Annotated in this window: 18 protein-coding genes; 12 read left to right on the top strand and 6 right to left on the bottom strand. The window is 68.2% G+C overall.

The window, feature by feature from the left end:
• Positions 1-31: 31 nt before the first annotated feature.
• From HUW46_RS11555 to HUW46_RS11545, 3 genes are all read left to right on the top strand, one after another.
• A complete protein-coding gene (locus tag HUW46_RS11555; protein ID WP_215547276.1) occupies positions 32-1,483 on the top strand; it encodes a hypothetical protein in 1,452 nt (483 codons plus the stop codon).
• Between the two features lie 247 nt (positions 1,484-1,730).
• Positions 1,731-2,339, top strand: coding sequence for a DUF6801 domain-containing protein (locus tag HUW46_RS11550; protein WP_254126072.1), 609 nt, complete (start codon positions 1,731-1,733; stop codon positions 2,337-2,339).
• 139 nt (positions 2,340-2,478) lie between these two features.
• Positions 2,479-3,375: a glycosyl hydrolase family 18 protein gene (locus HUW46_RS11545; protein ID WP_215547275.1), complete on the top strand. Its 897-nt coding sequence runs from the start codon at positions 2,479-2,481 to the stop codon at positions 3,373-3,375.
• Here HUW46_RS11545 and HUW46_RS11540 read toward each other — a convergent pair.
• Entirely contained in the window at positions 3,370-3,723 is a 354-nt protein-coding gene (locus HUW46_RS11540; RefSeq protein WP_215547274.1) for a hypothetical protein, read from the bottom strand. The genes HUW46_RS11545 and HUW46_RS11540 overlap by 6 nt on opposite strands.
• Before the next feature lie 161 nt (positions 3,724-3,884).
• The gene (locus HUW46_RS11535) at positions 3,885-4,253 is read right to left on the bottom strand and encodes a hypothetical protein (protein WP_215547273.1); all 369 of its coding nucleotides are present in this window, start codon (positions 4,251-4,253) and stop codon (positions 3,885-3,887) included.
• A gap of 315 nt (positions 4,254-4,568) precedes the next feature.
• Between HUW46_RS11535 and HUW46_RS11530 the strand changes: the two genes are divergently transcribed.
• The 3 genes from HUW46_RS11530 (at position 4,569) to HUW46_RS11520 (ending at position 6,273) form a co-directional block, all read left to right on the top strand.
• Positions 4,569-4,871 carry a hypothetical protein gene (locus HUW46_RS11530; protein WP_215547272.1) on the top strand — a complete coding sequence of 101 codons (303 nt, stop codon included), beginning with the start codon at positions 4,569-4,571 and terminating at the stop codon, positions 4,869-4,871.
• A gap of 76 nt (positions 4,872-4,947) precedes the next feature.
• On the top strand, positions 4,948-5,754 hold the full coding sequence (locus HUW46_RS11525; RefSeq protein ID WP_215547271.1) for a hypothetical protein: 807 nt from the start codon (positions 4,948-4,950) through the stop codon (positions 5,752-5,754).
• Positions 5,755-5,769: 15 nt separating this feature from the next.
• Positions 5,770-6,273 carry a hypothetical protein gene (locus HUW46_RS11520; protein WP_215547270.1) on the top strand — a complete coding sequence of 168 codons (504 nt, stop codon included), beginning with the start codon at positions 5,770-5,772 and terminating at the stop codon, positions 6,271-6,273.
• A 102-nt stretch (positions 6,274-6,375) separates the two neighbouring features.
• On the opposite strand, the gene HUW46_RS11515 is transcribed toward HUW46_RS11520, so the two are convergent.
• Together HUW46_RS11515 and HUW46_RS11510 are read right to left on the bottom strand one after the other, a co-directional pair.
• Positions 6,376-7,437: a chitinase gene (locus HUW46_RS11515; RefSeq protein ID WP_215547269.1), complete on the bottom strand. Its 1,062-nt coding sequence runs from the start codon at positions 7,435-7,437 to the stop codon at positions 6,376-6,378.
• A gap of 117 nt (positions 7,438-7,554) precedes the next feature.
• Positions 7,555-7,914 (bottom strand): ArsR/SmtB family transcription factor, encoded by a 360-nt coding sequence (locus tag HUW46_RS11510; protein WP_215547268.1) that lies wholly within the window; start codon positions 7,912-7,914, stop codon positions 7,555-7,557.
• Between the two features lie 64 nt (positions 7,915-7,978).
• On the opposite strand from HUW46_RS11510, the gene HUW46_RS11505 reads away from it, so the two are divergent.
• Positions 7,979-8,989 carry a cation diffusion facilitator family transporter gene (locus tag HUW46_RS11505; protein ID WP_215547267.1) on the top strand — a complete coding sequence of 337 codons (1,011 nt, stop codon included), beginning with the start codon at positions 7,979-7,981 and terminating at the stop codon, positions 8,987-8,989.
• Here HUW46_RS11505 and HUW46_RS11500 read toward each other — a convergent pair.
• Entirely contained in the window at positions 8,986-9,540 is a 555-nt protein-coding gene (locus HUW46_RS11500) for a copper resistance CopC family protein (RefSeq protein ID WP_215547266.1), read from the bottom strand. The two genes, HUW46_RS11505 and HUW46_RS11500, sit on opposite strands and share 4 nt — an antisense overlap.
• Positions 9,541-9,881: 341 nt before the next feature.
• Between HUW46_RS11500 and HUW46_RS11495 the strand changes: the two genes are divergently transcribed.
• From HUW46_RS11495 to HUW46_RS11475, 5 genes are all read left to right on the top strand, one after another.
• Positions 9,882-10,469 carry a hypothetical protein gene (locus HUW46_RS11495; protein WP_215547265.1) on the top strand — a complete coding sequence of 196 codons (588 nt, stop codon included), beginning with the start codon at positions 9,882-9,884 and terminating at the stop codon, positions 10,467-10,469.
• Between the two features lie 4 nt (positions 10,470-10,473).
• The gene (locus tag HUW46_RS11490; RefSeq protein ID WP_215547264.1) at positions 10,474-11,388 is read left to right on the top strand and encodes a copper resistance D family protein; all 915 of its coding nucleotides are present in this window, start codon (positions 10,474-10,476) and stop codon (positions 11,386-11,388) included.
• A 26-nt stretch (positions 11,389-11,414) separates the two neighbouring features.
• Positions 11,415-12,377, top strand: coding sequence for a cupredoxin domain-containing protein (locus HUW46_RS11485; RefSeq protein ID WP_215547263.1), 963 nt, complete (start codon positions 11,415-11,417; stop codon positions 12,375-12,377).
• 61 nt (positions 12,378-12,438) lie between these two features.
• Complete coding sequence (locus HUW46_RS11480; RefSeq protein ID WP_254126070.1) at positions 12,439-12,954, top strand: hypothetical protein; 516 nt, start codon at positions 12,439-12,441, stop codon at positions 12,952-12,954.
• Positions 12,951-13,625: a cupredoxin domain-containing protein gene (locus HUW46_RS11475; RefSeq protein WP_215547262.1), complete on the top strand. Its 675-nt coding sequence runs from the start codon at positions 12,951-12,953 to the stop codon at positions 13,623-13,625. The genes HUW46_RS11480 and HUW46_RS11475 overlap by 4 nt, the downstream gene beginning before the upstream one ends.
• A 9-nt stretch (positions 13,626-13,634) precedes the next feature.
• Here HUW46_RS11475 and HUW46_RS11470 read toward each other — a convergent pair whose 3' ends face one another.
• The gene (locus HUW46_RS11470; protein ID WP_215547261.1) at positions 13,635-14,171 is read right to left on the bottom strand and encodes a CGNR zinc finger domain-containing protein; all 537 of its coding nucleotides are present in this window, start codon (positions 14,169-14,171) and stop codon (positions 13,635-13,637) included.
• Positions 14,172-14,210: the final 39 nt, after the last annotated feature.

Raw genomic sequence — 14,210 nt, 5'->3', positions numbered from 1 at the left:
CCGGCAGCGCGCCCGGGTGAAGTATCGAACGATGGGAAACGTGACGCGGCGCGCGATCCTCACGGGTGCGGTCGCGGTGGGCGGATCGCTGGCCGTGCCGACGGCCGCCCGCGCCGATTTCGCCGGGCCGCACCGGTTGTGGCACTGGGTCGAAACGATGGCGGGGTTCGGCCCCCGGTTCACCGGCGGCCCCGCGCACCGGCGGTGGATCGACTACCTGGAACGGTCCCTCGGCTCCTTCGGGCTCCGCGTCCAGCGCTTCCCGACTCCGCTGAAGTACTGGGACGCCCGGTCGTGGTCGCTGACCGTGACCGACGCGCGAGGGCAGCGGCACCGGATTCCGGTCGCCAGCTACTGGCCCTATTCGGGTTCGACGCCCCCGCGCGGGATCACCGCCGAACTGGTCGACGTCGGCACCGGGACAGCCGGTGCGGTAGCGGGCCGGATCGTCGTCGCCGACCGCGTCGTCGCGAAGCGCACGCTCGGCGAGTTCGCCGATCTCGTGGTGCACGCGAAACCGCCGTCCTTGCTGGAGGACGCCCGCGACGAGGACTACTCGCGGTTGTGGGCAGGCATCCCGCCCGCGCCCGATCTGCGGCTCGCCAAGGAACGCGGCGCGGTCGGCATGATCGGCGTCCTCGACCTCGCGCCGGAGGACGCGCGGGGCCAGTTCTCACCGCACCAGCAGCCGCACGCCGGGCTGCCCGCCGTGCAGCTCGACCGCGACCAGGGCGCACGCCTGCGCGAGCTGCTCGCGCGCGGCCCGGTCACCGCGACGCTGACGCTGATCGCCGACACCGACGACGCCGCGTCGATCGACTACCTCGCGGCCGAGCTGCCCGGCAACGGCCGCGGGCCCGGCACCGTCCTGGTGCTCACCCACAGCGACGGCCAGAACGGCGTGGAGGAGAACGGCGCCGCCGCCGTGCTGGCCATGGCACGCCACTTCACCCGGATACCGCGGTCGCGGCGCGATCGGGATCTGTGCTTCGCGTTTTCCCCCGCGCACATGGCCGCGCCGGACGCCGCCGTCGATCCCGGTGAATGGCTCGAACGCAATCCCGCGCTCCGCCGCCGGATAGCCGCGGTCGTGGTGCCGGAACACCTCGGTACCACGCAATGGGACGATTCGCGCGGCACCGGGCGCTGGCTGCCCACCGGTAAGCCGGAACTGCTCACCCTCGGTGTCGGCAACGACGACCGGCTGACCGAGCTGGTGGCGCGCGAACTGGACGCGGGCGACCTGGTGCGCACCACGGTCGCGAAGCCGTACAACGGCACGCTCTACGGTGAGGCGACCGGGCCGTACCGGCTCGGTATTCCTTCGGTGACCGCGATTTCGGGGCCGGCGTACCTGTTGCGGGTGTCTCCTGGCGCCGAACTCGGCCGGCTCGATCCGGCGCTCCTGCACCGCCAAGCGCGGTTCGTGACGGGGCTGACCGCGAAGCTGGCGAGCGCACCGTGGCTGGGCTCGCCGCGCTGACCCGTCCATTTTGCTCACTTGCGTAAGTGTGCCGAAGACAAAATTTGTTCCGCATTCGCGCTCGCGTGACAATCTGCTTTTCCGATTCTCGTGCGCCGATGACGGATCTCGGTGTGAAAAGTGAAAATCACACCGTGGGCTTGCCCACTGGATTAATTACCCACTACCGTCCTTTCCAGATCCGGGCCCGGTTCTCTGCCAAGAGTTTCAGCTGTTCCGCGTTCATTCAATGATGAAGGAGCTGGATGTGACAGTAACGACGATGCGTCCCCGCGGTCGCCTGTTCGCCAGGGCCGGTGTGCTCGCCGCCGCGGCCGCCACCGTGATGACGGTGCTCGGTGCTGGCGCTGCCAGCGCTGCCGACAAGCCGCTGGACTGGAAGGGCGCCTTCCCGATCATCGGTGACCAGACCGTGAAGACGGTCGTGCACGTCGACATTCCCGCCGAGGCGAAGATCGGTCAGCAGCTCAAGGTGCCGTTCAGCCTCGACGCCGATGTCGGCACGAGTGCCGCGGACGGCCTGCGTCTGGTCGGTGCGAAGAAGCTCGGCGGCTCGATCGACGCGTCGGTGAGCCTCAAGCTCGGCGACAAGGCGATCCCGCTGCAGATCAAGATGCCGATCCCGGACACCGAGGTGCCCGCGGAGGGCACGCTGAAGTTCACCGCGAAGGGCGAGGTGAACTTCACCGTGCCGCAGGGCATCCAGCCCGGTGAGGCGACCACTTCGGTCGACCCGAAGGCGGTCTCGCACGTGACGACCGACGCCGCCGACCCGTCGCTGGCGAAGTTCGACGTGAACCTGGCGCTCGACCCGCCGAGCCAGGACGCCGTGCTCGGCAAGACGAAGGTCAGCTGACCAGCACCCCGATTCGCGGGCGTCCCCTCAGTGCGGAGGGGGCGCCCGCTTCGGCGTGCGGTCACACCGTAGGGACAGCGCGGCTCGCGGTGCCGGAGAATTCGCGTAGTCCCGCACACACTCGCGGAGGAGTTTGCCGATGTTCCCGATTCGTGCCGCGGTCGTGTGCGCGGCCGCCGCGCTCGCCGCGACCGCGGTCACCGGTACCGCGTCGGCCGCGACCGCGAGCCGCAACGTCGTCGCCTACTACCAGACCCAGTATTCGAACGGTGCCTACGTTTCGCCCGCGCCGCTGCGGGGAATCGCGACCGATGTCGAAGTCGGCGCGCTGCACCTCAACGACGACGGCAGCGTCCACCTCAACGACGAACCGCCGTCGGCGCCGAAGTTCACGCGGATGTGGTCGGATCTGGCCGCACTGCACGATTCCGGGGTGCGGGTGAGCGCGTTCGTCGGCGGCGCCGCGCACGGGTCGTACGCCAATCTGCACAAGGACTTCGACCGCTACTACGGATTGTTGCGGGACACGCTGCGGACCTACCACCTCGACGGCGTCGACCTGGACATCGAGGAACCGTTCTCGCTGGAGGACACCCAGCACCTGATTTCCCAGCTGCGCACCGATTTCGGCAACGACTTCGTCGTCACGCTCGCGCCCGTCGCCTCCGACATGACCGGGGCGACGAACTTCTCCGGCGGATTCGACTACCGCACACTGGAAAAGCAGGCCGGTGGCCAGATAAGCTGGTACAACGTCCAGTTCTACTGCGGCTGGGGCAGCCTTGGCGGAACCGGCGACTACGACGGAGTCATGGGTTCCTTCCCCGCGTCACGCATCGTCGCGGGCACCGTCACCAACCCCGCGAACTGCGGCGGCTACGTCGAACCCGGTGCACTGGCGAACACGATCCGCTCACTCGCGGGCGCACACCAGGACCTCGGCGGCGTGGCAGGCTGGGAGTACTTCAACTCGGTCGGCGTCGGCGGCGGCCCGGAATCGTGGTACCAGAACGTGAAATCCGCAATGGGCTCATGACCCTTGGCGCGGCAGTCTGCTGAGCGCGAGATGCGCGACGCTATCCGCGATGCCGCACAGGTCGCCATCTTTCACGTCTGACACGACGACACCGAGAACACCGCCTCCGCGGTCACCGAGGTCGATGAACAGATCGCACAGCGCGATCTTCCCCGGCCGGTGCATCCGCCGGGCGTCATGTCCTTCGAAGGACTCGGGCTTGCCCGCCGCGGGCGGGAATTCCGATTGTTGCTCGATGGCGACAACGGCGCGGTCGGCCGAGTATGCGCACGTTTTCGGAGGACTGTTTCTGGCGCTGTCGGGTTTGACCGTTTTCTTCAGTACGTTCTCTGCGTCCTGCTTGTTCATGAGCTTTGTGCAATCAACGGGAGCAGGGTTCTTGCTCGGAACCGGCGCTGCGGGAGACGTTGTCGTGGTTCCCTTGGCGTTTTCGGACGATCCTGAACAGGACGCAGTGGTGAAGGCCAGGCAGGTGAGTCCGATCAGGAGTATTGATTTCTTTCGTGCGATCATGGTTCCTCGCGTGGGAGTCGGGTGAATGCGATATGCGCGAGTTCGTCGGCGATCCCGCACGGGTTGGGTTGACCGAATTTCCGCACTGTGACGCCGAGGGTGTCGCCGCCAAGGTCACCGATCTGGGGGAACAGGCTGCAGAGTGGAGGTGTCTGCTGAGTCGAATCGTTGCGTAGTGCAACATGGCCTTCAAAAAGGGTACCGATACCTTGGCCGACCGGGATCGAAGTCAGATGCGATATCGTGACCAGGCTGTTGTTTGCGGAACTGTAAGAGCAAGTTTCTGGTGGTTTGTTCGTGGTCTTGTCCGGTTCGATCGTATCCTTTAGTGCGGTTTCGACTTCTTGTCTGGTGACAAGTTTCACGCAATCAAATCCTTTGGCGGACAGGGATGGTGCCTTACTGGAAGGCGGAGCTGCCACAGGGGGTGGTGGGGCTGGGGTCGACGAGGGAATCGGAAGTGTGCGCTCTGCGTGCTTGGTTTCGTTGACAACGCCGGAACAACCCGTAGCGGCCGCAAGAACGATGATGAGCCCGGATGTCAAAGTCCGTCCGGTTCGGCCGAGTCGACGCATGTGCAGCATGCTAGCAGTCGATTCCAGTTGCCGCTGACAGTGAGTTGACATGTCGCTACCGCGTGCGCATAATCTGGTTTAACACTGCGGGGAGGAGTGCGCAACATGAAGACAGACCCAACGCGTCTGTATGAGTTCGGCGTCTACATCAGCCAACTCGCAACTGATTTCACGACGATTCAGACCTACATCGTCGATGAATGCACCAATAAAACGGGCTTCACCGGTGCGTTGACTCCGTTGCAGGGTGCCATGGATCTCTTGAACTCTGTCTGCGCCGAGGCGAACAAGCAGTTCGCTGAAAAGATGACCAGCCTGGCTGTCGGCCTGGAGACCTCGGCCAGCGCGTACGGCCGGATCGACCACGAGAGTGCCCAGCACATTTCGCGCGCGGGTTCGGGGTCTTGACGTGTCCGCCTATGCTGCTCCCAACGTCTGCGGAGTTTGGAAAGATGTCGATCCGATAACTCCGAAGCCTCCTGACGTGGCACATACCAACCTCGGCGATGTGGTGAAGGGCGAACATCCGCTCGCGGACCTTATCAATAAGGTGTACAAGAAGTTCATCGGGCCGAGAATAGGCACCGGCGACAGGGACCTGTATGACGTACTGCTCACCCCGATCGCAGGAGATTTCAATCGTATTCGCGCGAACGGTGAGGCATGGGGCGTCGCGGCTCAGATGTACTGGGCCACCGAGCACAACCTGCTCGCCAACAGCGTCACCCTCGTGGGGCGCGATTGGCATGGTGCGGCCGCGGACGCTTTCATCGGCCTGACCAAGGCCGTCTGGGCGGGGGCGCTCTATGTCGCGAAGAGCTGTTGCGAGTGGATGCAGAAGGGGTTCATCAAGCTTGCGGATTTGGCGATCAAGATCGCCACCCGCTGTGTCCAGCTCCTGGAGAAGATCTTTGACCTGCTGGCCAAGCTGGGTAAGAAGCTTGTTCCCGTCGCTGGGCAGCTCAAGTCCATCTGGGATTTACTGACCGATGGCGAGATACCGTACGTAGACGAGATCGGTGACCTCATCGACCTCGTCGAAGAGGTTCTCGGGCTGTACAGCTCGCTTGAAGAGCTCGTCAAAGGAATCAACGGATACCTCGACCAGATCGGGGCTATCGCCGATGCCGTCGGCAAGGTGCCGTCGATCGGCAGTATGAACGATGCGGCCGAGGTGGGGCGGCAGCTCCAGGAGTCCAAGAAGAAGATGGACGAGAACCGCAAGAAGATCGACGAGGCCAGTCAGCAGATCGACGGCAAGCTCGCCGGGCTCGACAAGCACGCGCAGTAGAAGGGGATCATCGCCATGCCTGCCCTTCCGGACTGGGCGCTCAACTGGAAGACCGACGCCATGGTGGCCGCCGAACGCAACCTCGACGAGGTCGCGAGCCGGGCGGAAGCCGCGATGGCCGAGGCCGATCGCAAGCTCTTCGAGGTGGAAAGCAAGGAGAAGCCACCTTCGCCGGTGGAGATCGCGATGGTCAAGCAGTACGCCACCGGCCCGCAGTCGCCGCCCGAATGGAAGGAGCTCGCGGCCAAGGTGGCCAAGGGCGACTTCAGCTGGGCCGATTACCTCTCCGGGAAAGTGGACAACGATCCCGCCGTGGCCGCCGCGTTGAACGCGACCATTCGCCAGGCCGAGGAAAAAGCCGCGCAGCCGCCGGAGCAAGGCCCCGCGGTAGAAGAAGGCGCCGTTGAACAGAGCGCGCCACCGGCGGGTACGTCAGAACCGAGGCGGACCCCGAGACGCCGCGACCGCTCGCCCGCGGACGAGTTCGACGACTTCTCTCACACCGACTGGCTCCGCTGACGCCGCGCGCGAAAGCGCTCAGGCCCCCGAAGGTGGCTTTCGGGGACCTGAGCGCCCTGAAAGCCACCTTCGGGGCATGTCGCAAGAGTCCGAAGAGGACGGTCAGCGGCCCTGGAGGGACTTCACGTTGTTCCCGAAGGACCAACCCTTCGAGCCGTCCCAGTTGAGCGACCACGTCATCAGGCCCTTGAGCCCGCCGGAGAAGGAGTTCCACGCCTGCGAAACCAGCCCCGTCGACATGTAGCCGCCACCCGCGCCCGGTTGTGCGGGCAGGCCGGGGACCTGCTTGTCGAGCGGGACCTTGATCGTGGTGCCCTGCACGACGAGTCCCGTGTCGAGGCAGCTCGTCTGCACGGTGAATCCCTGCACGGTGCCCGCCTGGTACGAATCGCCCTTGCAGCCGTACATGCTTCCGTTGTAGTACTGCATGTTCAGCCACCAGAGCCTGCCGTTGTCGGCGTACTTCTTCACGATCGGCAGGTACGCGCCCCAGATCGAGCCGTAGGTGACGCTGCCCCCGGTGACGTAGGCCGTCTCGGGCGCCATGGTGAGGCCGAAGTTCGACGGCATCTGGCCGAGCACGCCGTCGATGATCCGGATGAGGTTGGCCTGTGAGGCCGAAAGCGTGGTGATGCTCCCGCTGCCGGTGAGACCGGTTTCGATGTCGATGTCGATCCCGTCGAAGTTGTACTTCTTGAGGATCGGCACGATCGTGGAGACGAACCGGTCGGCCACCGCGGACGAGTTGAGGTCGATCCCCGCGGTCGCGCCGCCGATCGACATCAGGATCGTCGCGCCCGCCGCCTTCGCCTGGCACATCTCGGCCGGGGTGGCGACCTTCACGGTCGAATCCATCCCGTCCTCCCACAGCACGGTGCCGTCGGAGTTGATCACCGGGAACGCGGCGTTGAGGACGTTGTAGCCGTGCTGCGCGATGCGCGCGTCGGTGATCGGGATCCAGCCGAGCGGCGGGTGCACGCCGTTCGACGCGCCGTCCCAGTTTTCCCAGTACCCCTGCAGGACCTTGCCGGACGGCTTCGACTTCACCCCGCAGGTTTCCGGCGGTGCCGCACTGGCCGGGCTCGGCGCGAGCGGCGAAATCGGTGACAGGGCGAGGCCCGCGGCCATCGCGACCCCGAGCATGCGGGTGATCCGACCGACCATGACGAACTCCCATCTCGACAGTGGGATGAAAGGAACAAACGCGGCCGTGCGGCTCAAGATAGCCGCGGTCGAGCGCGGCCCACTACCTACTAACGGGTGGTCTAGACCAGATGGGGGTCAGGTTGGCGGATGGTGCGGAATGCCGCGGACGGTGTGGTCGGCGTAGCCGAGCGCCTCGTCGACGAGCGCGGAGAGGTGGTCGCTGGTGATGCGGTAGTACATCCGGCGCCCGTCCCGGCGGACGTGCACGAGCCCGGCGAGGCGGAGTCGCGCGAGGTGCTGGGACACCGAGGACCGCGACGCGCTGACCTGCGCGGTCAGCGTGCTGACGTCCTGCTCGGTGCGCAGCAGGTGGAGCAGGTGCAGCCGGGTGGGGTCGGCGAGGTGGGCGAGCACTTCGGCGGCCACGCCGAGCTGCGCGCCGTCCACCTGGTGCGCGCCGCCTGCCGAAGCTGATACGTTCTTATGTGCGCACATCGTTGCATATATGTCGCGTCCAGCGGAGATTCACAACGCGACACCTTACCCGGGAGGGGCTGTGATGGCCGATCGCGACACCGAGAGCGGGCATGGGCACGGCCACGGCCACGCGCACCACGGCTGGCTGGCGCGGGCCCGGCACGCGCTTTCGCCGCACAGCCACGACAGCGCGGACCGGTTCGACACGGCGCTCGAAAGCAGCGCGCTGGGCGTGCGGACGCTGGTGTGGTCGTTCGCCGCGTTGTTCACCACCGCCGTCGCGCAGCTCGCGGTCGTGCTGGTCACCGGCTCGGTGGCGCTGCTCGGCGACACCATCCACAACTTCGCCGACGCGCTGACCGCGTTGCCGGTCGGGATCGCGCTCGTGCTCGGCAGGCGCGCGGCCACGCGGCGCTTCACCTACGGCCTCGGGCGCGCCGAAGACCTGGCCGGTGTCGTGGTCGTGCTGGTCATCGCCGCCTCCGCGGTGATCGCCGGCTACGAAGCGGTGGACCGGCTCGTGCACCCTCGGCCGGTGACCGGACTGTGGGCCGTCGCGATCGCCGGGGTGCTCGGCTTCGCTGGCAACGAGATCGTGGCGCGGTGGCGGATCACCGTCGGCCGCCGCATCGGCTCCGCCGCGCTCGTCGCCGACGGCCTGCACGCGCGCGTCGACGGGTTCACCTCGCTCGCCGTGGTGCTCGGCGCGGCCGGGGGCGCGCTCGGCTGGCCGCTCGCGGACCCGATCATCGGCCTGCTCATCACGGTGGCGATCGTGTTCGTGGTGCGGGACGCGGCGAAGCAGGTGTTCGCGCGCCTGATGGACGCGGTCGATCCGGCGCTCGTCGACACCGCGGAGCGCGCGGCGGCCGCGGTGACCGGCGTCCGCGACGTCGATCGCGTGCGGATGCGCTGGATCGGGCACCGCCTGCACGCCGATCTCGCCGTCGCCGTGGACGACACGTTGACCATCGACGCGGCGCACCGCCTTGCACACGAGGTCGAACGCCACCTCGCCGCCGCCGTGCCGCACCTGGCCGCCGCCGTCGTGCACGCCGAACCGGCCACCGGCGCGCACGAGGCACACCATTAGTCCACAGAGGACCGTTCTGCCGGTGCGCGGCCGATCCGCCTGGCGACGGTGATCCCGGTGACGAGCAGGATCACGGCGCCGAAGACCCACGGCCACACCGGAATCGAGTCCGACGGCGGCGCCGGGCGCGGGGGTTCGGCCGCCGCGGCCGGTACCGCGTTCGCCGGGCCCGCGGCGGTGAGGGTGAAACCGATCGTGCCGGACACCGGATGGCCGTCCGCCGAAACGACCCGGTACCGCACGGTGTAGGCGCCCGCCGGGCCGAGCGGCCGCAGCGGTGCGGTGACCTTCGGGCCGCTGACCACGGGCTGACCGCCTTCCCAGTGCGACGCGCCATCGGGTCCGGTCACCGCGAGCTGGGTGAAGCCGTGTTCCAGCGGCTCGTTGAACTCCAGGCTCACCTGGGCTGGTGCCGTCGCGATCGAAGCGTTCTTCGCCGGTGTGCTCGAGACCAGCACGCTGTGCGCGTCCGCTGCCGGTGCGGCGAGCAGTGCGGCCGTGGCGACCAGGAACAGCGTGGCGACCGTTTTCGTACCGAGCGAACGCACCATGACTCCTCGCGGGTAAGGGGATTTCGGGAAAACGGTAGTGAGCGCCCGTCGTGGTGGAGGCGTGCCGGATGAAACAGGTTTGTTAAACGGTTCTCACCGGTGCGCGGGATTTCCGCCCCCGCGACCGTCCGGAGCAAGATCATTTCACTCCGATGGTGGAGTTCCTCGCGCGTTCGCCGGAAGTTCTCACCACCCGACGGCCGAACGCGGGGGAGTGACTTTACGCGCGGTTCATGTGGGGATCACACCGCGAAACCTGGGAACTGGTTTTCTGCTCGCCGTTCGAAAGCGAGTTCACCGCCCGCATTTCCCCAATGAGCCTTTTCAGGGAGGACGAAACCGTGCCTGTGCGACTTCCCGCCCTTCGCCGCGACCACGTGATCGCGGCGAGCCTCGCCGGCGCCGTGGTGGTGGTCGTCGGGTACGCGTCCGGTATCGGGCTGCGGCCGGGTACGTCGGCGGAAGCGACCCCGCCCGCCGACGGCGGCCAGCAGCAGGCGGCGCCCGCTGTTCCCGGTGCCGGGCAACCCGTGCCGGGCGCGCTGCCGCCACCGGACTCCGTTCCTCCGCTGCCCGCCGTGCCGGTGCTTCCCGTTGCGGCGCAACCACCCGACCCGACGCCCCCGATGGAACCGATGCCACCGATGCCGCCGCAGAGCCCCGGCGGAGTCGTCGTGACGCCGACGCCGGGTCCCGGCCCGGAACAACCACCGCCACCGGCGACGACGCCACCACTACCGCCACCGGGGACAACACCTCCGGGGACACCGGTCCCGGTGTGTCAACCCGGTGTGCCGCAACAACTTCTGGACACCGTCGGCGGAATACCGCTGCTCGGCACGCTCACCACGGGGCTCGGCGTCACCGGTCCGAACGGTCTCACCGAGGCGTTGCTCGGCCACTGCGCCACGCAGGCAGCGGGGTGGTGAGCACGTGGATCTCACGGCGGTCAAAGCCTGGTACGTCCTCGCGCGGTGCACCGACTACTTCGGACTGACCCTGTTCGCGGGCGGCTTGTTCTTCATCGCGGTGCTGTGGCCCGCCGGGGCGGAACACCGCCGCGCGCGGGGTGTGCTCGTCACCGGCTGGGTGCTCGGTCTACTCGGGACGGTCGCCGGGATCGGCCTGCAGGGCGCGTGGTCCGCGCAGCGCCCCGCTGCGGACTTCCTGGACTGGGACCTGCTGAGCCAGGTGCTCGGCGGCTCGTTCGGCAGGGTCTGGTTCGCCAAGGCGCTGCTGTGGCTGCTCGGCGGGGTCGTGCTCGCCGGCGCGCTCCAGCGCGGCAGGCGGGCGGTGACCACCGCCGCGTGGCGCGTCGGCGCCGGCGCGGTCGTGCTGGGCCTGCTGCGCACCACGGGACTGACCGGGCACGCGGTGGAAAGCGGGCGGCCGCTGCTGACCCAGGCGGCCGATTTCGTGCACCTGGCCGGAATCTGCGCCTGGATCGGTGGACTGGCGGTGCTGCTCTTCGGCGTGCTTTCCCGGCGCGACCCGGACGAGCTGGCCTCGGTGGTGCCCCGATATTCGAAGCTCGCGATGGTGTCGGTGGCCGCGGTCGTCGTCGCCGGTGCCGTGCTCGCGTGGCAGACGCTCGGCACCGCGGGCCGCCTGTTCACCACCACGTACGGAAACACCCTGCTGGCCAAGCTCGCCGTGCTGGCCGTCGTGCTGCTCATCGCGCAGGCCAGCCGGAGCTGGGTCGCGCGCAGGCTCGACTTCGCGGTCGTGCTGCGCGGCGACGCCGGTGCCGTGCGCCCGTTCGTCCATTCCGTCGCCGCCGAGACCACGCTCGTGGTCGTGGTCCTCCTCGCGGCGAGTTTCCTCGTCACGGCCAGCCCCGGCCGTTGACCGTGCAAGTCCGAAAGGAGTCCTCAATGGACAAGCCCGAAGCCGTCGCCGCGCCGGAGGCGCGACGGCGGACCTGGCCGATCGCGGTGGCGATCCTCGCCATGGCGGTGGCACTGCTCAGCCTCACCGCACTGCGCGGCGAGCGGGCAGGCCAGGCCGCGCCGAGCGCATCCGCGAAGTCGGCGCAGGTCGACCTCGCCGCGCTGGCGAAGCAGAGCCCGATGGCGGTGCCGCTGTACCAGGGCCTGAGCCAGCAGCAGGCCGCCGCGGCCCCGGCGAAGTCGGTCGAGGCGATGGGGTACAAGTTCACCCCGGCCACCATCTCCATCGCCGTCGGCGACACGGTGACGTGGACGAACCACGACACCGCGCCGCACAACGTCGTGGTCACCGACGGGCCGGAGAAGTTCACCTCGCCGACCCTGCAGACGGGGCAAACCTTCAGCCACACCTTCACGAAGGCGGGCACGTACTCCTACTACTGCTCGATCCACCCGGACATGAAGGCCACCCTGACGGTCACCGGGGGCGGCACGCCGCCGACCTCGCCGGCGCCGCCGACCTCGCCGCCGTCTTCGCCGACGGCACCGCCGACGACCCCGACGCACACCATGCCGCCTCCGCCGCCGCCCGGCAGCGGATCCTGCGTGCCGAAGGGCGTGCTGCAGCCGATCATCGACCACATCAAGAGCGCGCACCTGGAGGAGTCGCTCGGGCAGCAGGTGGGTGATCTGCTGAACCTGGACCAGTACATCAAGACCCACACGGTGTGGCTCGAAACCGTGCTGGCCCCGGTGCTCGACGGTTCGGCGGACAAGGTCCTCACCGACACGCTGGCGCCGATCATCGCGCACATCAAGAGCGCGCACCTGGAGGAGTCGCTCGGGCAGCAGGTGGGTGATCTGCTGAACCTGGACCAGTACATCAAGACCCACACGGTGTGGCTGGAGTCGGTGCTGACCCCGCTGCTCAACCAGGCGACCTGCTGAACCCGCTCGATGGTGGCCGGGATTCCCCGGCCACCATCGGCTTTTCCACCACGGAGGCATGATGTCCGACACCGAAATCCTGTACGCCGTCAGCGACACCGGCGAACCCCGCATCCCCGGTGGCTACGTCCTCCGTCGCGCTCGCTGCGTCGTCGAACTGTCGCTGCGGTGCGCCCGTTTTCCGGTGCTGCGCGGGCGGTTCACCGCGACCGAGGGCCGGTTCACCATCATCGACACCGCGGTCTTCGACGCCGACCACGAATTCGTGGTCGTGCTCGACACGGCGTCGCTGCGCAGCCGGTTCTTCGCGAAGGAGCTGACCCGGCACGCCGCGGAGTTCCCCGACCTCGTCTTCTCCTCGCGGGCGGTCACTTTGGACGGTCGCGCGGTGGAGATCAGCGGCCGGGTCGACCTGCCGTCCACCACCCGCGCGCTGCGGCTGCGCGGCGACCTCCGCTACGTCGACCACGAGCGAATAGTGTTGTGGGCCAAGGGAATCCTGCCGCCAGCGCGCCGAGGGCCGTGGATCGCCCGCCGCCGCATCCACGTCGAGACCGCGATCGAGTTCATCCGATGAGGCGCACCGCCGTGCTGCTCGCCGGACTGTTCCTCGTCGTGCTGGCGCCGCTGGGCGCGACACCCGCGAAGGCGGCCACGTTCCAGGTGATGATGCAGGGCTACGCTTTCTCACCGGCCGCGCTGACCGTCCACGTGGGAGACACGGTCACCTGGATGCAGCACGACGAAGCCCCGCACGACGCGACCACCACCAGCGCCCCGGCGTCGTTCCGCAGCCCTTCGCTTTCCTCCGGCCAGAGCTGGAGCTACACCTTCCGCACCCCTGGTACGTATTCGTACTACTGCTCGGTGCACCCCGACATGCGTGCCACGGTCACCGTGCTCCCCGCGCCCGCCGCGCCACCGGCTCCTGCCCCTGCTCCGGTGAAACCGGCTCCCGTAGCCCCGGCCGCGCCGAGGAAATCCGCTGTCGCGCCGCCGCCCGCCGCCACCCCCGGCGCGAGCCCGCCACCGGCCCAGCCGGTACCCGCCGGGCCGACCCCGTCGGCGGTCGCCGCTCCGCCGCCCGTCCAGGCGCTGCCCCAGCAGGCGGCCGCACCGGTGGCGTCCGCGCCGACTTCGCCGTCACTCGACCCGATGCTGCTCGTCGCCGGTGTCGTCACCGCGGTCGCGATCCTGTGCCTGCTGCTGCTCAGCTCCCGGCCCGGCGAGAAAACCGGTGGTGCGTAAGGAAAACGGTCACCCCTTGGCCCGCCCCCGATAGGCTCGGACCTTCGCGATGCTCCCGCAAGCCCGCCCTTCCGGTGTCTCGGCGTACATCCCGCACCAGGTCCGAGTCCTATTGCGACTGTGGTCGTAGAACACGTGCCGGCAGTCCGGGCAGGCCTTCAGGCGGACCCAGTGCTGCCGCGCCACGGCGTCGACGACCACGGCCAGCACCGAAGCGACGGTGGTGGGGTCACGGGGTGCGTAGACCACGGGGGAGTCTTCGCCGATCGTCGCCAGGACCGGGTGGCGGGCAAGCCAGCCGGTCAGTTCCCGTGGCGCGGACTGCCCGAGCGTGTCGCGGAGTGCCGTGCGCAGGTCGGTCAGCTCGTCGAGATCCGCGCGCCGCGCACGGGGGATGTCCGGAAGCAGCGCCAGCCAGGCCGCGCGATCGGTGCGCAGATCCGGCAGGCCGTCCTCCGGCAGCCGGGTGTCGTTCGGCAGCCGCCAGGTGTTCAAGAACGCCCTGACCTGCTCCAACCGGCCGGGAGCAACGCTCGGTGCAACCATGTATACCACTGTACTAGTTGACTGGTATACGGCTTCTCG

It is taken from the genome of Amycolatopsis sp. CA-230715, assembly GCF_018736145.1.
Lineage (GTDB): Bacteria > Actinomycetota > Actinomycetes > Mycobacteriales > Pseudonocardiaceae > Amycolatopsis.
Note: the sequence above shows the minus strand (reverse complement) of the source record. Positions and strands in the feature narration are given on the sequence as shown.